This is a genomic window from Exiguobacterium sp. 8H (assembly GCF_902506255.1).
In the GTDB taxonomy this organism is placed as follows: Bacteria; Bacillota; Bacilli; order Exiguobacteriales; family Exiguobacteriaceae; genus Exiguobacterium; species Exiguobacterium profundum.
Map to the genome: position 1 here is coordinate 2,638,962 of NZ_LR733429.1, position 20,265 is coordinate 2,659,226.

At 50.1% G+C, this 20,265-nt stretch carries 17 protein-coding genes; 13 read left to right on the forward strand and 4 right to left on the reverse strand.

The annotated features are described in order from the left end of the window. The 8 genes from GVY43_RS13815 to clpB all read left to right on the forward strand — a co-directional run bounded on the left by GVY43_RS13815 (position 1) and on the right by clpB (position 11,908). Positions 1–240 (forward strand): hypothetical protein, encoded by a 240-nt coding sequence (locus tag GVY43_RS13815; protein WP_159563490.1) that lies wholly within the window; start codon positions 1–3, stop codon positions 238–240. Positions 241–329: 89 nt separating this feature from the next. Next, entirely contained in the window at positions 330–1,010 is a 681-nt protein-coding gene (locus tag GVY43_RS13820) for a heptaprenylglyceryl phosphate synthase (protein WP_159563491.1), read from the forward strand. A 38-nt stretch (positions 1,011–1,048) separates the two neighbouring features. Then, positions 1,049–3,265 carry a DNA helicase PcrA gene (pcrA, locus tag GVY43_RS13825; RefSeq protein ID WP_159563492.1) on the forward strand — a complete coding sequence of 739 codons (2,217 nt, stop codon included), beginning with the start codon at positions 1,049–1,051 and terminating at the stop codon, positions 3,263–3,265. Between the two features lie 9 nt (positions 3,266–3,274). Further along, positions 3,275–5,269 carry an NAD-dependent DNA ligase LigA gene (gene ligA, locus GVY43_RS13830; RefSeq protein ID WP_159563493.1) on the forward strand — a complete coding sequence of 665 codons (1,995 nt, stop codon included), beginning with the start codon at positions 3,275–3,277 and terminating at the stop codon, positions 5,267–5,269. A gap of 235 nt (positions 5,270–5,504) precedes the next feature. After that, the gene (locus tag GVY43_RS13835) at positions 5,505–6,983 is read left to right on the forward strand and encodes an LPXTG cell wall anchor domain-containing protein (protein WP_159563494.1); all 1,479 of its coding nucleotides are present in this window, start codon (positions 5,505–5,507) and stop codon (positions 6,981–6,983) included. A 130-nt stretch (positions 6,984–7,113) separates the two neighbouring features. Beyond that, positions 7,114–8,286, forward strand: coding sequence for a CamS family sex pheromone protein (locus GVY43_RS13840; RefSeq protein ID WP_074037823.1), 1,173 nt, complete (start codon positions 7,114–7,116; stop codon positions 8,284–8,286). A gap of 141 nt (positions 8,287–8,427) precedes the next feature. Further along, a complete protein-coding gene (locus tag GVY43_RS13845; protein ID WP_159563495.1) occupies positions 8,428–9,297 on the forward strand; it encodes a DnaJ C-terminal domain-containing protein in 870 nt (289 codons plus the stop codon). A gap of 19 nt (positions 9,298–9,316) precedes the next feature. Next, positions 9,317–11,908 carry an ATP-dependent chaperone ClpB gene (gene clpB / locus GVY43_RS13850; protein ID WP_159563496.1) on the forward strand — a complete coding sequence of 864 codons (2,592 nt, stop codon included), beginning with the start codon at positions 9,317–9,319 and terminating at the stop codon, positions 11,906–11,908. A gap of 31 nt (positions 11,909–11,939) precedes the next feature. Here clpB and GVY43_RS13855 read toward each other — a convergent pair whose 3' ends face one another. From GVY43_RS13855 to hemG, 3 genes are all read right to left on the reverse strand, one after another. Then, on the reverse strand, positions 11,940–12,242 hold the full coding sequence (locus tag GVY43_RS13855; RefSeq protein ID WP_159563497.1) for a hypothetical protein: 303 nt from the start codon (positions 12,240–12,242) through the stop codon (positions 11,940–11,942). Positions 12,243–12,314: 72 nt separating this feature from the next. Further along, positions 12,315–13,397 carry a TIGR04053 family radical SAM/SPASM domain-containing protein gene (locus GVY43_RS13860; protein ID WP_159563498.1) on the reverse strand — a complete coding sequence of 361 codons (1,083 nt, stop codon included), beginning with the start codon at positions 13,395–13,397 and terminating at the stop codon, positions 12,315–12,317. Further along, positions 13,394–14,812 carry a protoporphyrinogen oxidase gene (gene hemG / locus GVY43_RS13865; RefSeq protein WP_306462367.1) on the reverse strand — a complete coding sequence of 473 codons (1,419 nt, stop codon included), beginning with the start codon at positions 14,810–14,812 and terminating at the stop codon, positions 13,394–13,396. Before hemG ends, GVY43_RS13860 begins: the two co-directional genes overlap by 4 nt. Before the next feature lie 61 nt (positions 14,813–14,873). Here hemG and GVY43_RS16005 point away from each other — a divergent pair, with 61 nt between their 5' ends. Further along, the gene (locus GVY43_RS16005; RefSeq protein ID WP_167365524.1) at positions 14,874–15,038 is read left to right on the forward strand and encodes a hypothetical protein; all 165 of its coding nucleotides are present in this window, start codon (positions 14,874–14,876) and stop codon (positions 15,036–15,038) included. 48 nt (positions 15,039–15,086) lie between these two features. Then, positions 15,087–16,028 carry a glutaminase A gene (glsA, locus tag GVY43_RS13870; RefSeq protein ID WP_159563499.1) on the forward strand — a complete coding sequence of 314 codons (942 nt, stop codon included), beginning with the start codon at positions 15,087–15,089 and terminating at the stop codon, positions 16,026–16,028. Here the strand turns inward: glsA and GVY43_RS13875 are convergent. Continuing rightward, a complete protein-coding gene (locus tag GVY43_RS13875) occupies positions 16,025–16,798 on the reverse strand; it encodes a CHAD domain-containing protein (protein ID WP_159563500.1) in 774 nt (257 codons plus the stop codon). The two genes, glsA and GVY43_RS13875, sit on opposite strands and share 4 nt — an antisense overlap. A 40-nt stretch (positions 16,799–16,838) precedes the next feature. On the opposite strand from GVY43_RS13875, the gene GVY43_RS13880 reads away from it, so the two are divergent. The 3 genes from GVY43_RS13880 to nagB all read left to right on the forward strand — a co-directional run bounded on the left by GVY43_RS13880 (position 16,839) and on the right by nagB (position 20,226). Continuing rightward, complete coding sequence (locus tag GVY43_RS13880; RefSeq protein ID WP_159563501.1) at positions 16,839–18,197, forward strand: MATE family efflux transporter; 1,359 nt, start codon at positions 16,839–16,841, stop codon at positions 18,195–18,197. 119 nt (positions 18,198–18,316) lie between these two features. Continuing rightward, the gene (gene nagA, locus GVY43_RS13885; RefSeq protein ID WP_159563502.1) at positions 18,317–19,465 is read left to right on the forward strand and encodes an N-acetylglucosamine-6-phosphate deacetylase; all 1,149 of its coding nucleotides are present in this window, start codon (positions 18,317–18,319) and stop codon (positions 19,463–19,465) included. Then, positions 19,462–20,226, forward strand: coding sequence for a glucosamine-6-phosphate deaminase (gene nagB / locus GVY43_RS13890; RefSeq protein WP_159563503.1), 765 nt, complete (start codon positions 19,462–19,464; stop codon positions 20,224–20,226). The genes nagA and nagB overlap by 4 nt, the downstream gene beginning before the upstream one ends. Positions 20,227–20,265 lie beyond the last annotated feature (39 nt).

The window sequence follows — 20,265 nt, forward strand, 5'->3', positions numbered from 1 at the left end:
ATGAAAGCATTTTGGATCAACTTCGGATACGTCTTTATTGTTCCGGTTCTTCCGTTTATCGCCATCGTCAATGGAACGGCACTCTGTTCACCGGACTCGCCGCTCCTTGACATACCAGTGCTCGGATTCTTTTTAGCGAATCCGCTCTGGTTCGTCCCCGTTTACGGTCTATTCGCCTTGCTTGTTGCGAAATGGTTGACGGATCGGGAACGGAATCGGAATCGTACGGCACGTTCGTGACTTGCTTCGGCAAGTCTTTTTTTGTTGGGGAGATGCACGGGAGGAAAAAAATCGATAAACTAGAGAAGGATTCGATAGGAGGGAATGAGTTGGAATTTCAGACGTGGCGACATGTGTTTAAACTAGATCCAAATAAGGAGCTCACAGATGAGGCGCTCGAGGCCCTCATCCATTCTGGGACCGACGCCTTTTTGATTGGAGGAACGGATGGGGTTGATGCAGAGAATACATTTGCGCTATATGCGAGAGTCCGAGATGCTGGGATTCCAATCGCACTTGAGATTAGTCATCCTAGTCAAGTCATCCACGGATTCAATCATTATTTCGTGCCCACCGTGCTGAATGCAGGAACTCCGGAATGGATCATTGGACATCATGCTCGTGCGTTTGAACGATACGGCCATTTCTTTGATGCCCGTCTTGTAACGGCTCAAGGGTATCTCGTCTTGAACCCGGACGCGAAAGTCGCTGACGTGACGGAAGCACGATGCGATTTGACGATCGAAGAGTCCGTGGCATACGCGGAAGTTGGACATCACTTGTTCCGTCTTCCCTCGCTCTATATCGAATATAGTGGACGACTCGGGAATCCTGATGTCGTCAAAGAGATTCGTTTGGCGTTACCTGATGCACATCTCTTTTACGGTGGTGGCATCGAGGGAGAAGAGACGGCACGATTAATGGGTGCACATGTCGACACGATTGTTGTCGGCAATATCATTTATGAAGACTTAGCTGGAGCACTTGCGACTGTACGAGCACTCCGATAAAATAAGAACAAACGTTTGGAACAAGGAAGGAAACAATTATGTATAATCTTAGCGAAGAATTAGTCAAAGGGATGAACCCGGAACAAGCAGAAGCGGTGAAGCATACGGATGGCCCGCTGTTGATTATGGCGGGTGCAGGGTCTGGGAAGACTCGTGTCTTGACCCATCGTGTCGCCTATTTGATGGCGGCGAAGCAAGTGGCACCGTGGAACATTTTAGCGATCACGTTCACGAATAAGGCAGCACGAGAAATGAAAGATCGGATTGCGCGTCTTGTGGGTGGTGTCGCCGAGGACATTTGGATTTCTACATTCCACTCCATGTGTGTCCGGATTTTACGACGTGATATCGATCGCATCCGCTATGACCGGAGCTTTTCTATTTTAGATGCCTCAGATCAATTGACAGCGATCAAACAGGTGTTGAAAGAATTGAACCTCGACCCGAAGAAGTACGAACCGCGTACCCTTCTCGGGATGATTTCAAATCATAAAAATGAGCTGCGTACGGCGAAAGATGCGGCTGCCCTCGTCGGGAACAATCCGTACGAGCGAATCATCTCGGACGTCTACACAGCGTATGAGAAAAAGTTGAAACAAAATAATGTTCTCGACTTTGACGATTTGATTATGAAGACGATTCACTTATTCCAAGAAGCGCCGGATGTGTTGGCGTTCTATCAGAAAAAATTTAAGTACATCCATGTCGATGAGTATCAGGATACGAACCGTGCCCAATATACACTCGTCAAACTTCTCGCGCAGGCACACGAGAATTTGTGTGTCGTGGGGGACTCGGATCAGTCCATTTATCGTTGGCGCGGTGCCGACATCGCCAACATCTTGACGTTCGAGAAAGATTATCCGAGCGCCCATGTCATCTTGCTCGAACAAAACTATCGTTCGACGAAACGGATTTTGGAGGCGGCGAACGGTGTCATTCAAAACAACGCTTCCCGTAAAGATAAGAACTTGTGGACTGAAAATGACGAAGGAGAGAAACTGTTGCTCCATGTCGCATCGGACGATCGCGACGAAGCGTTCTTCATCATGAACCAGATGAAAGAGCTGAAGATGGAAGGGATGGACTACGGACAGATGGCGGTCCTTTATCGGACGAACGCTCAATCACGTGGACTCGAGGAGATGCTCCTCAAGTCGAACATCCCATACAAAATGGTCGGCGGGACGAAGTTCTATGAGCGAAAAGAGATCAAGGACGTCCTCGCATACTTGCGATTGATCGCCAACCCGGATGAGGACATCTCGTTCGTTCGCGTCGTCAATGAGCCGAAACGCGGAATCGGTGCCGCGACGATTGATAAACTAGGTGACTTTGCAGATATGCAAGGCGTCTCACTTATGGATGCGATTCGTGACATCGAATTGTCAGGCATCGCCCCACGCACTGCGACGAAACTCGCGGACTTCCGCCAAATGATGTTGGATTTACGGCAGATGGCGGACTATCTCTCCATTTCAGAACTCGTCGAAGAGGTATTGAAAAAGACAGGATATGAAGAGATGCTCAAAATCGAGAAGACGCTTGAAGCGGAAAGCCGACTCGAGAACTTGCAAGAGTTTCTGTCGGTCGCCCAAAACTTTGAGAAAGAGAGCGATGAACAGACGCTCGTCGCCTTCCTTACCGATTTGACGCTCGTCTCAGACCTCGATTCACTCGATGAAGTCGATGAGTCGCATCAAGTCACGTTGATGACGTTGCACTCGGCGAAGGGACTTGAATTCCCGGTCGTCTTCTTGATTGGAATGGAAGAAGGACTTTTCCCGCACAGCCGTGCCTTGAACGACGAGGAAGAGATGGAAGAAGAACGTCGTCTCGCGTATGTCGGAATCACCCGTGCCGAGAAGCGTCTCTATTTGACACGTGCACAGTCACGGATGCTATATGGTCGCTTCCAAAACAACCCGGAGTCGAGATTCTTGCATGAGTTGCCGGAAACGTTGTTGGAGCGGTCCGGTAAGGCGAGAAAACCAATGCCATGGAACCCGGTCGAGTCACCAGGGAAGTTACCGGTGAATGGCTTTAGTTCGAAACCGAAGCCGAAACTCGCCCAATCGTCCGGTGCCGAAACGGTCGGCTGGAATGTCGGCGACAAAGCGAATCATAAAAAATGGGGACAAGGGACGGTCGTGCAGACACGTGGTGAAGGCGACCAACTCGAAGTCGACATCGCATTCCCAGAAGTCGGGATCAAGCGCCTGTTGGCTAAATTTGCCCCTATCGAAAAAGCGTGAGGTGAGGATATGGAGATGGCAGAACGCGTAGAAGAGCTACGTCAAACGTTAAATCAATATGGTTACGAGTATTACGTACTCGACCGCCCGAGCGTGCCGGATTCGGAGTATGACCGATTAATGAACGAATTGATTCAAATCGAGACCGATTATCCTGAACTTCGAACACCGGACTCCCCGACGCAACGCGTCGGAGGGGCTCCGCTCGACGCATTTGTCAAAGTGACACACGACACGCCGATGCTCTCGCTCGGCAACGTCTTCTCGAAAGAGGAACTCGTCGAGTGGGTGGAGCGAATCGAGAAAGATCTCGGCTACACGCCGACATTCGTGGCAGAACTCAAATTTGATGGTCTCGCTGTCTCGTTAAAATATGAGAATGGCCGTCTCGTCCGTGGTGCGACGCGCGGGGACGGGACGACGGGTGAGGACATCACGCAAAACTTGAAGACGATTCGTTCCATCCCTCTCCGATTAAATGAGGACGTGACGTTTGAAGTGCGAGGTGAGGCGTACATGCCGAAACGTTCGTTCGAACAATTGAATGATGAACGAGAACGTATCGGCGAGCCACTTTTCGCAAATCCGAGAAACGCTGCTGCCGGTTCACTTCGACAACTCGACTCAAAAATTGCGGCGTCAAGAAATTTGGCGTTCTTCGCATACGGTTTGGTGTCGCAAGACGATCTCGTCGCGTCACATGACGAGTCACTCGATTATTTGAAACGACTTGGTGTCGCAGTGAGCGGAGATTATACAACATGCCAGACGGCGGATGAACTGTGGGATTACATTGAGACATACGTGACGAAACGGAGTGACCTCCCATATGAAATTGATGGGATCGTCATTAAAGTGGCCGGGTATGAAGAACAGGAACAACTTGGTTTCACCGCTAAAAGTCCGCGCTGGGCCGTCGCGTACAAGTTCCCGGCAGAAGAAGTCGTGACGACGATCGAGGACGTCGATTTCAGTGTCGGTCGTACGGGGAAGGTCACACCACGGGCACGATTTGCCCCGGTTTCTGTGGCAGGTTCGACCGTGACGTATGCGACGCTTCACAATGAAGATTTTATAAAGGAAAAAGATCTTCATATCGGTGACCGAGTCGTCATCAAAAAAGCAGGAGACGTCATTCCGGCCGTCGTATCGGCATTGGCGAGTGAACGGAGTGGGGAAGAGCGAGTGATTGAATTCCCGACGCATTGTCCGGCGTGTGGGTCGGAGTTGATTCGACTCGAAGGAGAGGCGGATCATCGTTGCGTCAATCCGGAATGTCCGGCTCAACTGCTTGAAGGACTCATCCATTTCGTGTCGAGACAAGCGATGAACATCGACGGGCTCGGCGAGAAAGTGATCACGCAGCTTCACGAAGCAGGGCTCGTCCATAATGTGGCCGACCTGTATCGCTTGGACCGAGATGATTTACTTGGACTCGAGCGCATGGGCGAGACGTCAGTGACGAACTTGCTCTCAGCAATCGAACAATCGAAGCAAAATTCATTGGAACGGGTGCTCTTTGCCCTCGGGATTCGACTCGTCGGACAAAAGGCCGCTTCTTTAATTGCAGAACGGTTCGAGACGATGGATGCAATCATCGCTGCGACAGTCGAAGAGTTGACATCCATCGATGGCATCGGGACGAAGATGGCCGAATCGATTGTCCTCTATTTCGAAAAACCAGAAGCACGTGAACTCGTCAAAGAATTGGCGGAATCAGGTGTGAACTTATCATTCAAAGGAATGAAGCGTCCAACGACTGAAGGGGCACCGCTCTCTGGGAAGACAGTCGTATTGACGGGGAAATTGCATGAGATGACACGTGGCGAGGCTGGGAAGCAGCTTGAACTCCTCGGCGCGAGTGTGACAGGGAGCGTGAGTAAAAACACAGACTTGCTCGTCGCCGGTGAAAAGGCAGGTTCGAAGCTGGCGAAAGCCGAATCTCTCGGAATCGAAGTATGGGATGAAGCCAAGCTGCTCGACTTTTTAAAGGAACAAGCATAAACGTTCGCTTCGGCGAACGTTTTTTTCGGAAATAATTGGGATTGAGCAGGTTCGCACATGCGTTCGCGGGGTATAGATTAACTAAATCAAAATGCTAATATATTTTTGCGAGAGAACCCTTTGACACCATGACTTTCACACACACATTCCTCTCATTCCTCTACGTGGTGAACGTCGTCATCGGAACGATTGCGATTCGAGCGCTTGTTTTCACCTTAGAGGAGGGACCAACATCATGACACACAACATCCAGCGCTTCGTTGCCGTATTTACCATCCTCATGCTCCTTTCAACCTTATTTGGGGTGCCCACCGCCAAAGCGGACACGACCACGTTCCGGTATATCCAAGTGAATTTGACAGATGAGGAAAGCGAAACATTATATGAATCAAGTCTCGTCTATGAAGGAATCACGTATTACGGGGTCCGTGAATCAGCTGACGTTTGGCGATTTATGATTGATGCGGAAGTAGTAGACGACTCGTTGATTGACCTCATCACGCTCTACGATGCGGAAGGTGTACCGTATACGTTTTCTCCAAACACTGTCACGGAAGCCTATCATGTCGAAGTGGAGGAACCGCCTGTAGTCACAGAACCAGACCCATCAGAAGAGGTGACGCCACCGGTTGAACCAGAACCAGTCGTCGAAGAGCCGACGACTGAACCGACGTTACCGAAGCTCGCCGTTGAAGCAATCAACATCGCCGCAGTCGACCGAGCCGTTGTCGGAGGCGAAATATCGTATACGTTCATTGTAGAAAACACAGGAGAAACGCCGATGACGGTGACAGAATTCTCTCATGAGTACGTGAGCGGAGACATCGATCATCAATCAATCGAATCGTTCAATCAACACGTATTTGATCGTTTGCATGAATTAATAGGAGAAGACGGTCTCTTGCCGGGGGAACGGGTGGAAGTGACAGAAGTTTTAGCGATTCAGACCGGATATTCGTTCGACGCTCATCCTGAGATCGGCAGTGTCTTTCGGGTGACCGGAGTGGATGAATTCGACCGGGTTGTCACGTCAGAAAGTCAACAAATTATCCTTTTGCAAACACCAGACTTCACCGTGAATGCAACGGTTGAGAAAGCGACCGTTCAACCGGGAGAGCCCGTTCGCTATACGTATACGATCACCAATCCTTCGAGAGTCACCCTGTTTTTAGCGAAAGCAGTTCTTACATGGCCAAGCGGTGCCTTGACAAAAGAAGAACAACACCTGGCAAATCAACGATTCGCAGAGCTGGTCGAAGCGATTCCTGCCTTCAGAGACGGTCTCGGTCCGGAAGAAGAAGTGACGTTCTCGTTTGAGCTTCCGCTCCTCACATCTTATGATATGAGAGCTGGGGCTGAATTGATTCAACGTGCCACATTCACCTTCGAGGTGGATGAAGGGATTGCGGTTACTCACTCTGTCGACGTACCGGTAGCAGTGAAGCAACCTGTTCCGGTAAAAGAAGAGCCGAAACAAGACGCTAACAAACAGAAGACAGAGGTGAAAACCACACCACCTGCTGTGACAGTCGTTGTCAAAGAGAGTGGAGCGAAACGAGTCGAGCACATCGATGAAGCCGATCCGTACGCACAAGGCGTACTTCCGATGACAGGCGAAGCGGATGATCTATGGCACGTCATGCTCGGTACACTTCTCTTCGCGTCAGGACTCCTACTGTTGATTCGTCGCAACCACCCGTCAACGAAACCATAAATCGACATCCCTTCTCGTTCATGCGAGAAGGGATTTGTTCTGATTCCGCTTCGATACTTTTTTCGTGGAACGATTTTGTTATAATGGACAAAGTGAAATAGGAAACGATGTTCAAAGGAGCTAGACATAGATGAAATGGAAACAACTCGTCATCCCGACAATCGCCTCTGCGCTATTGTTGAGCGGATGTTCAATGAAAATACCGATGGGTGAAGAAGAAGCGACACCAACAGGGGACGAAACAGCGGCCGAAGGCGTCACACAAGCGATCGAAGCCCGTGACTCTTATTACCAGATGGTCATTCCGTTCAAACCGGCGGCGGCGAGAGGTCTCGCCCAACGTCAAGTCAGTTCATCGTTAGAACTCGAAGAAGTCGAACTCGGTCTCATGCGTCATTCAACGGACGCGTTCGACCCGGAAAAGTTCGCTTATCAAGAGGGACAGCTGTTGAACGCGGAGGATGTGTCCCGTTTACTTGCACGGAAAGATAAAAGTAATGAAGGATTGACACCCTTGAACCCGGCATATGCGGATGGCAAGGCAGAAGTCGAAGACGACAAGTTTGTCGATGCGAACAAGAAGTCACCACTTTATTTAGCTTCCATTGTCGAACAGAACTACATGACGAAAGAGGACAGCGGGTATCAGGTTGGAGGCGTATCGTTTGCACTCATATTGAACCGTGAGTATGTCTTCCAAGCACCGAACTATGGTCCGACGTACACCGTCAAACTCGATCAAAAGAAAGTGATCGCAGAAGGGGAACGTATGGCGAACGAGCTCGTCTCCCAATTACGGAAGCGGGAAGACTTCAAGGATCTCGATATCAATGTCGCGCTCTATATGAAATCGACACAAGGTTCACCGACACCGGGGAACTATATCAAATCGGCTTTCGTTGGGACGGCGGATCAGGTCAAATCGGACGACTGGAAAGCGATCGATGAGAAGTACTACTACTTCCCGTCGACATCAGCGACGTCTGACGTACGCGAGGACGCTCAGAAGTTTACGCTCTTCAGCGATCGGATCGCAGACCTTTTCCCGGACTATAGCGGGATGATCGGGAAAGGTTTTTATCAGAATGGAGATTTATCGAGAATGGAGATTGATATCCCGATTCAGTTTTACAGTCGCGCTGAGCTCGTCGGATTCACACAACACGTTGTCGGCTTGCTTGAAAACCGTTGGGAATATAATCGGAACGTTCCGGTTCGAATTAACGTGACATCCCTCGGTGGAGACCCTGAAGTGACCATCGTGTTCGAGGACGGAATGGATAGTCCGAAAGTATACTTCTAAAGGAGGAGAGGTTCGTTTTTTTGAAACGAATCTCTTCTTTTTTTCGTATGAAAAGTGAAAGGATAATCTTTGACCTTATTTGACCAAATGAGTAGAATAGAGTTAACAGAAACGGGAAAGGGAAAGGTGAGGTGAATCCATATGGCTAAAAACTATTACGATGAGCTTGGTGTTTCCAAAGGAGCGACCGAGCAGGAGATTAAACGCGCATACCGGAAACTGGCGAAACAATACCATCCGGACGTCAATAAAGATCCTGGGGCACAGGATCGCTTCAAATCGATTCAAGAGGCGTTCGACGTGTTGAGCGACCCGGAGAAGAAGGCGAACTATGATCGATATGGTAGCCCAGATGGACCGTCATTCGGACAAGGGTTCGGAGGCGGTGGGGAGGCTTACGGGGAAGGCTCATCTCAATTCGAGGATCTCTTCCGACAATTCGGCGGGGGGTCACGTACGACTTCGCGGACGTTCGGGTTTGAAGATATGTTCGGAAGCTTCTTTGACCAAGCGGTCGACGAAGACTTGGATGAGACCGTTCGTGTCAACATCCCGCTTAGTCAATTGACGAAAGAGTCGAAAGTGAGTCTGCGTCTTCAAACGGGTACCGTGAACGTCAAAATTCCACAAGGTGCTTATGAAGGTCAGAAGTTGCGCTTGAAAGGAAAGGGAAGCCGGGGCGGACAATCGGGAAACCGAGGTGATGTATATGTCGAACTTCACTTTGCCGATGACGATACGTATCGTCGCGAAGGAGAGCATATCGTGACAGTGAAGCGTTTGCGACCGCTTGAGTTTTTAGACGGGACGAGCGTCATCATTGCGACACTCGACGGGGGACGCGTGAAGTTGAAAGTGAAACCGGGAAGCCGTCCGGGACAACGGATGCGTATTCCGGGCCGAGGTGTCATGACCGGTTCGAAAGTACGGTCGGACTTGTTCGTGCAGCTCGAAGTCGACCTGCCGCTTGATGAGACGTACCGGGCTGTATATGAAAAAATCGAACGTTAATGGATAAGGAGGAATCGTGATGGACTTTAATCGTTTCACCGATAAAGCACATGAATGCATTGTCAGTTCACAAGCGTTAGCGAAACAGTATCATCATAGCGAAATCAATGAGTGGCATGTATTGGCCTCAATGATTTCACAGACGGACGGGATTGCGCCGTTGCTGTTTCAAAAAATGGAGATCAACGTGTCAGAGATTGAAGGAGAAGTCGCGCTTTCTCTGAAACATGCGCCGAAACTCCAAAACCCGACGACACCGATGATTTCAGCCTCTCTCTTAAGCGTCTTGACGACTGCGGAACGAGAAGCGACGGGGATGAATGATGAGTACGTATCGGTCGAACATATTCTACTCGGTATTTTGTTGAACAGCAGTCAGGCACAGACGATGCTCGAACGGAAAGGTGTCACCGAAGAACGACTCCGTGATGCGCTTGTCGCTGTGCGTGGGAACCGTCGCATCACATCGAAGTCGCCTGAAGCGACTTATGATGTCTTGACGAAATACGGACGCGACCTCATTCAAGAAGTGAAGACAGGTAAAATCGATCCTGTCATCGGACGTGACAGTGAGATTCGTCGTGTCATTCGAATCCTAAGTCGAAAAACAAAAAATAACCCTGTCCTCATCGGAGAACCAGGGGTCGGGAAGACAGCGATTGTCGAAGGGCTCGCCCAGCGCATCGTTCGTGGAGATGTACCGGAAAGTTTGAAAGACAAAACCATCTTCAGCCTCGATATGAGCTCCCTCGTTGCCGGTGCGAAATATCGCGGAGAGTTCGAGGAACGTCTACAGGCCGTCTTGTCCGAAGTGAAAGAAGCGGAAGGCACCATCATCCTCTTCATCGATGAACTTCACACGATTGTCGGTGCAGGGAAGTCTGAGGGGTCGATGGACGCCGGTAACATGTTGAAACCGATGCTCGCCCGAGGCGAACTGCATTGTATCGGCGCGACGACGCTCGACGAGTATCGCCAATATATCGAGAAGGACCCGGCCCTTGAGCGGCGTTTCCAACAAGTACTTGTCGCTGAACCGGATGTCGAGGATACGGTTTCCATCTTGCGCGGTTTAAAAGAACGCTTTGAGATTCACCACGGGGTACGCATCCATGACAACGCGCTCGTCGCGGCGGCTGTGCTATCCAATCGCTATATCACGGACCGCTTCATGCCGGACAAGGCGATTGATCTCGTCGACGAGTCGTGTGCGATGATTCGAACAGAGATGGAGTCGATGCCAGCTGAGCTTGATGAATTGGTCCGTCGGGTCATGCAGCTTGAAATCGAAGAGGCGGCGCTTAAAAAAGAGAGCGATGCCGCTTCCATGAAGCGACTTGAGGCGCTTCAACAGGAATTGGCTTCTATCCGTGAACAGTCTGATTCGTTACGTCTCCGTTGGGAGAATGAGAAGGAGTCGACGCACCGCGTACAACAAATCCGTGGAGACCTAGAGAAAGTACGTCTCGAGTTACAAGAGGCAGAGAGTCGCTATGATTTGAACCGGGCCTCGGAACTGAAATATGGACGAATCCCGGAACTTGAGCGGGAACTAGAAGAAGCGGAACAGTTGGCGAGTTCGGTGACGCGTGAACTCGTGCGTGAAGAAGTGACGGAAGAAGAAATCGCCGAGGTCGTCTCGAAATGGACGGGCATCCCGGTGACGAAACTGACAGAAGGAGAGCGGGATAAGCTTCTCAATCTAGAAGCGGTCTTGCATAAACGTGTGTTCGGACAAGATGATGCGATTCGTCTTGTCAGCGATGCAGTCATTCGAGCACGTGCTGGCATCAAAGATCCAAACCGTCCGATTGGTTCATTCCTTTTCCTCGGACCGACGGGGGTCGGGAAGACAGAACTCGGGAAAGCGCTCGCGGAAGCGATGTTTGATTCAGAAGACCATATCGTTCGACTGGATATGAGTGAATATATGGAGAAACATGCCGTATCGCGTCTCGTCGGTGCCCCTCCTGGCTATATCGGTTACGAAGAAGGTGGACAGTTGACGGAAGCGGTTCGTCGTAACCCGTACTCGGTTCTCTTACTCGATGAGGTCGAGAAAGCGCATCCGGACGTCTTCAATATCTTGCTACAATTGCTCGATGATGGTCGATTGACCGATTCGCACGGGCGCATCGTCGACTTCAAAAATACGATTGTCATCATGACGTCGAACATTGGGGCGGACATCTTGCTCGAAGCGGCGAAAGATGGCGTGATTGATGAGGACGAAGAGCGTCAAGTGCTCGACAAACTCCGTCGTCATTTCCGTCCTGAATTCTTGAACCGGGTCGATGAAACGATTCTGTTCCATCCGCTCACGAAAGATCAAATCGGTCAAATCGTCGAAAAGGCGGTCGGACGGATGAGCGAACGGCTCACGACACGCTCGATTCATATCGACATCACCGATGCAGCCAAAACGTTCGTTGCTGACGAAGCATATGAACCTCAATTTGGTGCGCGACCGATCAACCGATATGTACAACGGACGATTGAGACGAAACTTGCCCGTAGCATCCTCGCTGGAGATGTCGAGGATGGGCAAACGGTCATCATCGATGTCGAGAACGGGGCGTTGACGTTACGCCCATCGACAGTCAATGCATAAAGAAAGAGGAATCCAAAATCGGATTCCTCTTTTATGTATGCCGACATCTTCTTCTCAAAATCAAATAACTGATCCCAATAAAAATGAGGTAGAGTACCGTCCCGAAAAATGAGTTGAATAACCATGGAATTGTTCCCATGAAGCTGGCACGGGTCGCTTCTTGGAACCAGAGCAGTAGCCAAAAGAAAAAGCCAAGACTCGTTGCGAGGAGAACAAAAAATCCCGCCATGCCTTGTTTCGTCAATTGCTTGATTCCGAACCCAAGTAAAGCCGTAACAATGAAAATTGTACCTAACCCAATATAGAACAATCCATCAATCGGTAATGACTGCACCTATATGACTCCCTTCTCACCATCAGATTCATATAATCCAATCTTACACGAAGAGGGAATAAATGGGAATCGTTATTGTGACACGAGAGGACGTTCTGGTTGATAGATACAGTACGGTTCTGATTCTTTGAAATCACCTGTGACCGCATAGGCTCTAGCACGCGAACCACCACATAGATAACGATACTCGCAATACCCACACTTTCCGTGATGACTATCCGGATCACGTAGCGCCTTGAATGTCGGATGATGGCGATAAATATCGGCGAGAGGTGTCGTTCGGACGTTTCCGCAGGTGATTGGTAAAAATCCGGACGGCTGTACGTCCCCTGTATGTGAGATAAAGACGAATCCGTTGCCGTCATTTGTCCCACGAGGGGCTTTTGCCAAATCGTCATGTGGATGTCCGATTGGAGGGAGTCCTGCTGCCCGGCGTCGCTGATTTTCTTGGCGGGCGACTCTCCGATAAAATTGGGCTTCCGTCGTCGAGATGATGAAGGGTGCCGTCTCTTGTATGGAGAACGCCCATTTCAATACTTCCTCATGTCGCTCTGGTGTAATGGGTTGTAACAGGGATCCGCGTCCGGTCGGCACGAGGAAAAAGAGCGTCCAGACGGATACACCGAGGGATTCTACGAGCTTCGCCATTTCCGGTAATCGATCGACATTGTATTCGGTCACCGTCGTATTGATTTGAAATGACATCCCTTCTTCTCGGAAATATGAGATTCCTCGAATGGTACGGTCGAAGCTGCCACGTGTACCGCGGAAGTAGTCATGCGTCACGGCGTCCGGTCCGTCAATGGAGAAGGCCCAACGTGACAAACCAGCTGCTTTTGCCCGTTTCACGGCATCGTGAGTTACACGAGTTGTAGCTGAAGGTGTCATCGAGACGCGCATCCCAAGGGAGGAAGCATATGCGGTCAATTCAAATAAATCTTCACGCATGAGAGGATCACCGCCCGTAAAGACGAGAATCGGGTTATCCATCGCATGAATCTCGCGAATCAATGCCTTCCCTTCTTCCGTGTCGAGTTCGTTTTCGTAACGATGAAATTGTGCCTCTGCCCGGCAGTGGACGCAGGAGAGCGCACAGGCCCGTGTGACTTCCCAAATGACGATGAACGGGTTCTCGTTATAGTCGATACGTTTCATACCGTCACCGCCTGTCGAAGATGTAAGTGATCGACCGCCCGTTTGGCGGAATCGACGCAGTCAGGTAATCCGACCCCATGGAGAATGGCGCCACACGCTTCGACGCCGTCCCACTTCAAAAGTGCTTCTTCGAACGCGCGGACGTCCTGTTTATGACCGACCTCATACTGTGGCATCGTTTGAATGTGTCGCTCGACTTTCGTGAAGAGGGGAGTCCCGACTTTTTGAATGCGTCGAAGTTCGCCTAAAGCGAAGTTTGCGATTAGATCATCCTCTTCATGGAGCAGGGACGGGACATGTTCTGAACTGATATACATGCGGAGCAATGCTTTTCCTTTAGGTGCTAGGTGTGGCCATTTTTTATGCATCCAGCTACAAGCGGTCAAAGCGTTTCCTTCCGATTTGGCGATGACGTAGCCGGTTCCATCTAACGCATCCACTTCTGACTCGTCGAAGGCGGCGAGTACGGTCATCGAAGAGGTACGTTTTAACGATGACAAACGTTCGGCTTCCGGGAATCCGAGCAAAGGTCCGAGTGCATGCGGCGATGTGGCCATGATGATGCCATCAAACTGTTCGATCGTCCCATCGGCAAATGTGACTTCATGAGGTCGAACGGATTGAACGACCGTCTTTAACATGAGTCGATCAATCGACGGACGGAGCGCCTCGACGAGTGCTCCGAGTCCTTGCTCAATCGACAGAAACTTACCAGTCTCGGACGGCTTTACACCAGCTTGGACGGGAGGAGTGAGTGCTTTCATTCCGAGAATCAGACTGCGAGTTTTTTGTTCAATCGTGATAAACTGAGGGAAAGTAGACTCGATGCTCATGTCATCGAGTGTCCCGTTGTAAATCCCTGACAGAAGCGGTTCGATCATTGTATCAACTACTTCTGAGCCAAGTCTCGTCCGAAAGAAACGGTCGAGCGAGATATCCTCTCCTGCATACACGCGTGGAATCACGAGATCGAATCCGGCGCGAAGTTTTCCTCTCCAAGTAAAGAGATCCGTTTTGACCATCGGCCAAAACTTAGTCGGGATGCCCATGACCGACCCGGCCGGCATCTGTCTCAGTTGCTTCCGTACGTAAATGTAAGAAGTCCCGGTTCTGGAGCGGACGAGTTGATCTGCGAGACCTAGACTTGTAATAAGTGATGTCAAGGTCGGCTTTCGTGCCATATAACCGTCGGGTCCAGTCTCTAACGTAAAACCATCCCGATAAATGGTCTTAATTTTTCCACCGAGACGGTCCTGCGCCTCAATCAATGTGACATGAGCTCCGGCTTCTTTGGCATAATAGGCTGCGGCAAGTCCGGTGATGCCACCTCCGATAATCGCGATTCGATTCAATTGATTCACCCATTTCTCTGAAATTGTTGTCGTCTTAACGGTACCGAGAATGTTGACGGAGATATAGGATAAGTGTCACGGACTTCTAGACAAATTTGTCACGAATTCGAAAGGGGACGATGGAATGGCTTCCTTCCTCATCGTTGCGACTCTTGTGATGGTAGGCATAATTGGGTTTATTGTGGCGATGAATCGACATGGAGAAAAGTTGGTTGGAGATGAGGAAAGTCCACCGATGATTTGGGCGGATGAGGACTGGTATAAAGATGATGGACCACCAGACGGATAATATGATAAGATGACCCGGTTGAAATTTGATGGAACATGAGGTGATGGAATGAATGTACTCGAACAACAGTTGAACCACTTGGTTGATGAGTGTCGTCCGTACACGGCTCAAGGGAAAGTGGCGGACTATATCCCTGAACTCGCACATGTGAAAAACGATTTACTCGGGGTGGCGATTTGTTTGCCGGATGGTACGTATATTCACGCGGGGGATGTTCATCACAAGTTTACGATTCAGAGCGTATCGAAGGCGCTCACACTTTGTTATGTATTGATGGAGTTCGGGGAGGACTATGTCTTTTCGAAAGTAGGGATGGAGCCGACGGGGGACGCATTCAACTCCATCGCCAAACTCGAGGAAACGGTCCCGTCAAAACCACTGAATCCGATGATCAACGCCGGAGCGTTAGCGGTGACGAGTATGATTTTGGGGGAGACGGCAGAACTCAAAATCTATCAGTTCCGCCAGTTTTTAGCGACGTTGTTAAATCGCTCGGTCGAGGAGGTCACGTACGACGAAAAAGTCGCCCGCTCTGAATACGAGACGACCGACTTGAACCGTGCCCTGCTCTATTTCATGCGTCATCATGGAATTGTGGATGGAGACGTCGATGAGATCATTGATGTGTATACGAAACAGTGTGCCATCGAGATTGATTGTTTTGATTTGGCGCGAATCGGGCGTGTCTTTGCAGGGAATGGAGAAGACCCGGATACGGGCGAAGAGTTGATTCCACGTCGGGTCGTCCGAATCGTCAAGGCCATCATGACGACGTGTGGCATGTATGATGCATCGGGTGAGTTCGCTGTCCGGGTCGGTCTTCCGGGAAAAAGTGGGGTATCGGGTGCCATCTTGGCGGTCGGGAACCACGAACTGGACTTGAATAACGTTGGGTTTGGCATATTTGGCCCGGCACTTGATTCAAAAGGGAACTCGATTGCCGGAATGAAGTTGTTGGAACTACTGATTGAGCGCTATACTTCGCGCTAAATCGAGAGGTGCTCCACGGATGCATCGAGTTCCTGCTGTAATGTTTCAATTTTTCTGTCGCATGCAGACTGTAGTTCAGCTGGAGGGGTGAAGGCGCGCCAACGCTTTAACAGTTGGTCATGGTCGTTCATATCACCGAGTTCAGTTTGCATCTTTTTTAACGTGCGGACAGTGTCCATCGAAGCATCCGATTCATAGCTTAGCAAGTACTCATGTAAGTAACGTTCGCGTTTGACGGCTAAACGGACTTTATGGAGTGCTTCAAGCTGTTCTTTTCCATCGGATTGTTCGTGATAGACGCGTACACGTTGCTTGCGCTCGCTTTTCGCCTTTTCTAACATCGGAGAGGCGTTCGTTTTTTTGAACGCACGAAATAACGGTCCGCCGATGAAACGACGTACTTGTTGATCGAGCGACGGGGTCATTTTTTCACTGACGCGGGTCGAAAGGATCGTCCGTGCGATGGCACGTTCTGTCTCCATCGCTTCAAGAAACGCATGGTCGAGTTCGGTTTTGGAATCAAACGTTTCGATGAGGACGTCGAGGTCGCGCACATGACCGAGTGCCTCCATCAATTGTTTGAGTTGTCGGAACGTCGCCGGCTTCGTTTCATATAGTTGCATAAACGTGATCAATTTCCGTAGATGAACGCGAGCGCGATGAATATCCTCGGAATTGTTGAAGGTGAGGGCTTCCGTCACATAGTGATTGAACGTGTTCCACGTTTCCAACAGTTCAAATTTAAGCTTTTCTGCATGCCGTTGATTCATGATTATAAGTTCCTTTCTGAAAAAGAGATGAGGGTTGTCCATGTACCAAACACATTCATTAAACGAAAAAATCAAACTGTTCTTCACGATTTTCTTTCCAATTTTAGTCACGCAAGTGTCTTTTTATTTGATTAGCTTTTTTGATACCGTCATGTCCGGACGGGCGGGTGCCGTCGATTTGGCAGGTGTCGGAGTCGGTTCAAGCTTGTGGATGCCGGTGTATACCGGACTGAGTGGAATCTTGCTGGCGGTGGCCCCGATCGTTTCGCAAGCGCTTGGTGCGCGAGACCGTCAACAGATTCAACGAACCTTGTTTCAAGGTATCTATTTAGCCATCATGCTAAGCGTAATCACGCTGACGTTGGGTTCATTCCTTGTGCCGATGGCAATCGAGAGCATGGGGCTCAGTGTAGAAGGGAAACGAATCGCGACGCAATACTTGCTTGCCCTTGGATTCGGTGTCTTGCCGATGTTCCTGTTCAATGTGTTACGCACGCTCATGGATGCCTTGGGCAAGACGCGAGTCTCGATGATCCTCATACTATTAGGGTTACCCATTAATGTCGGATTAAATTACATCTTCATCTTCGGAAAACTGGGGGTGCCGGCGTACGGCGGAGTTGGAGCGGGAATTGCCTCAAGCATCACGTACTGGCTACTCTTCTTCATGGCCTTCTTCTTCGTGAGAAACGGGAAGCCGTTCCGCGAATACAAGTTTTTACGGACGACCGAACGAATGGTCTGGCTCCGACAAAAAGAGCTGTTACAACTTGGGACGCCAATCGGGCTCGCCATTTTCGCAGAAGTCAGCATCTTTGCGGCGGTCACGGTATTGCTCAGTTCATACGGTGACCAAATCGTCGCGGCTCACCAAGCGGCGATTAACTTCGCTTCGTTTGTTTACATGTTGCCACTCTCAGCATCGAGCGCATTGACGATTGTCGTGGGGTATGAGCTTGGCGCGAAACGACTGCAGGATGCCGTCCGCTATGCAAAAATCGGGCTCGCGCTCTGTCTCGGTGTTTCTATCTTTTCCGGTGCTTTTTTGTTTTGGCAAAACGAACGGGTCGCGGCTATTTATACGAATGATCCGACGGTCGTGGACCTTGCAGCTCACTTTATGATCTTCGCTGTATTCTTCCAACTGTCAGATGCTGTCGCGGCACCGATCCAAGGGATATTACGTGGCTTTAAAGACGTCAACATCACGCTCGTCCTTTCACTCGTCGCTTATTGGGTCATCGGTTTACCACTCGGGTATGTCTTGGCAGAGCACGCCGGATTTGGACCAGACGGTTATTGGATGGGCTTGATTGCCGGACTCGCAGCCGGAGCGGTCTTGTTATTTCTCCGGTTAGTATGGATTGTCCGGCGCTACGGGACGGTTCAATCGACATAAAAAAGGAGAAGATTGTTCGCAAATGTGAACAATCTTTTATTTATCTAAAATTGGTCTATACAACTATACTTTTATCAGATATGATAACATGGAGGAAAACAAAAAGGAGTGGTGAACCGATGGGGACATTGATCAATGCTCGTATCGTGTCAGCAGAACAAACATGGGAACGTGGATATATCAGATGGAATGGTCAAACGATTGATGAGATTGGATCGATGGACCAGTTTGAACAACAGGATGAGCCTGTGATTGATGTCGCTGGAGCGCTCGTGACACCGGGTCTCATCGATGTGCATATCCATGGGGGATATGAAGTCGATACGATGGATGCGGATGAATCAAAACTTCGACGATTGAGTAACGACATGCTACAGGAAGGTGTCACGTCCTTTTTCGCGACGACGATCACGCAGTCAAAAGAAGCGATTGAGCATGCATTGAAGGCAGTCCGAAATGTCATTGAAGCGCAGGATACGACACTCATCGGAATCCACTTGGAAGGTCCATTTGTCAACGTGGAGATGGCTGGTGCACAACCGGCAGAATATATTATCGACCCGGACGCCGAGCAGTTCCGGAAATGGCAAGAGCTTGCCGGCGGTCATATCCGTCTTGTCACCTATGCACCGGAACGTCCAGGTGCACGTGAGTTTGAAGCTGTTCTTCGCGAAACCGGTGCAATCGGTTCGGCGGGCCATACGAGTGCGACATTTGAAGAGAACAAGCAGGCGGGCGTCAAACACGGGACGCATCTTTATAACCAAATGCGTGGGTTGCACCATCGAGAACCCGGAACGGTTGGGTATTGTCTCTTAGAGGATGGGGTCATCGCGGAAATTATTCCGGATGGGATCCATAGTCGTCCGGAGATGGTCGACTTCGCGTTTCGCTTAAAAGGAGCAGATGAACTTGTCGTCATCACGGATGCGATGCGAGCAAAAGGACTTTCGGACGGACAATATGAACTTGGCGGTCAACCGGTCATCGTAGCGGACGGGGCTGCGCGACTTCAAGCCGGAAACCTGGCGGGCAGTGTGTTGACGATGGATGCTGCCTTCCGAAACATTCAGGCATATACGGGATGTACGGTGGAAGAAGCGGTCAAAATGACTTCGACGAATGCGGCCAAAGAATTCGGATTGACGACAAAAGGAGACATCAAATCGGGGTTTGATGCAGACCTTGTCGTTTGGGATGACACGACACATGTTCAGATGACTTTTGTCAAAGGTCGAATCGTATATGAACGGGAGGAACAAAGATGAATGTACTAGTCGCAAAGACGGCGAACGATGCGGAACGAATCGCCTATACGCTAATCAAAGAACGGATTTCAGGGAAACATGACTTCGTACTCGGTCTCGCAACCGGTAGCACACCGGTCGGGATGTATCAGATGTTTAAACAGGACGCGCTCGACTGTAGCCACGTGACGAGCGTCAATTTAGATGAATACATCGGATTATCGCCCGAACATCCTCAAAGTTATAACCGCTTCATGAAAGATCGACTCTTCGATGAGGTACCATTCAAACAAAGTCACCTCCCTCAAGGGGACGCGCCGGACCCGGAAGTGGAAGCATCACGTTATGAAGAACTTGTTCGGACACTCGGTGTCGATTTACAGCTTTTAGGGATTGGTGAGAATGGGCATATCGCCTTCAATGAACCGGGTACAGCGCTCGATGCGAAGACACATGTGACCGAACTCACGGAGTCTACTCGGGAAGCCAATCGTCGATTCTTTGATCGGTTAGAAGATGTACCGACACACGCCATCACGATGGGGCTCGATACGATCATGAACGCACGTGAAATCGTCCTAGTCGCGACAGGGGAGCGGAAAGCGGAAGCGGTGCAGCACATGATTGAGAGCGTACCGACGGTCGACTGGCCGGCCACGATCCTTCAGGCCCATCCTGGTGTGACAGTCGTACTCGACGAGGCGGCGGCATCACACTGTGCGGAATCCTTACAAGCCCGTGGACAAGAAGCGGCAACACGATTTTTTACCATTCGGGATTAACGGACCTGCGGAGTCATCTCCGCGGGTTTTTCTATGTTC

What these genes read in the sequence shown, in the direction of transcription:
- ligA (WP_159563493.1), top strand. Translation starts at nt 3,275, where the DNA reads ATGGAGATGGCAGAACGCGTAGAAGAGCTACGTCAAACGTTAAATCAA.
- nagB (WP_159563503.1), top strand. Translation starts at nt 19,462, where the DNA reads ATGAATGTACTAGTCGCAAAGACGGCGAACGATGCGGAACGAATCGCC.
- GVY43_RS13815 (WP_159563490.1), top strand. Translation starts at nt 1, where the DNA reads ATGAAAGCATTTTGGATCAACTTCGGATACGTCTTTATTGTTCCGGTT.
- GVY43_RS13840 (WP_074037823.1), top strand. Translation starts at nt 7,114, where the DNA reads ATGAAATGGAAACAACTCGTCATCCCGACAATCGCCTCTGCGCTATTG.
- GVY43_RS13860 (WP_159563498.1), bottom strand. Translation starts at nt 13,397, where the DNA reads ATGAAACGTATCGACTATAACGAGAACCCGTTCATCGTCATTTGGGAA.
- glsA (WP_159563499.1), top strand. Translation starts at nt 15,087, where the DNA reads ATGAATGTACTCGAACAACAGTTGAACCACTTGGTTGATGAGTGTCGT.
- GVY43_RS13880 (WP_159563501.1), top strand. Translation starts at nt 16,839, where the DNA reads ATGTACCAAACACATTCATTAAACGAAAAAATCAAACTGTTCTTCACG.
- GVY43_RS13845 (WP_159563495.1), top strand. Translation starts at nt 8,428, where the DNA reads ATGGCTAAAAACTATTACGATGAGCTTGGTGTTTCCAAAGGAGCGACC.
- GVY43_RS13835 (WP_159563494.1), top strand. Translation starts at nt 5,505, where the DNA reads ATGACACACAACATCCAGCGCTTCGTTGCCGTATTTACCATCCTCATG.
- pcrA (WP_159563492.1), top strand. Translation starts at nt 1,049, where the DNA reads ATGTATAATCTTAGCGAAGAATTAGTCAAAGGGATGAACCCGGAACAA.
- GVY43_RS16005 (WP_167365524.1), top strand. Translation starts at nt 14,874, where the DNA reads ATGGCTTCCTTCCTCATCGTTGCGACTCTTGTGATGGTAGGCATAATT.
- clpB (WP_159563496.1), top strand. Translation starts at nt 9,317, where the DNA reads ATGGACTTTAATCGTTTCACCGATAAAGCACATGAATGCATTGTCAGT.
- nagA (WP_159563502.1), top strand. Translation starts at nt 18,317, where the DNA reads ATGGGGACATTGATCAATGCTCGTATCGTGTCAGCAGAACAAACATGG.
- GVY43_RS13875 (WP_159563500.1), bottom strand. Translation starts at nt 16,798, where the DNA reads ATGAATCAACGGCATGCAGAAAAGCTTAAATTTGAACTGTTGGAAACG.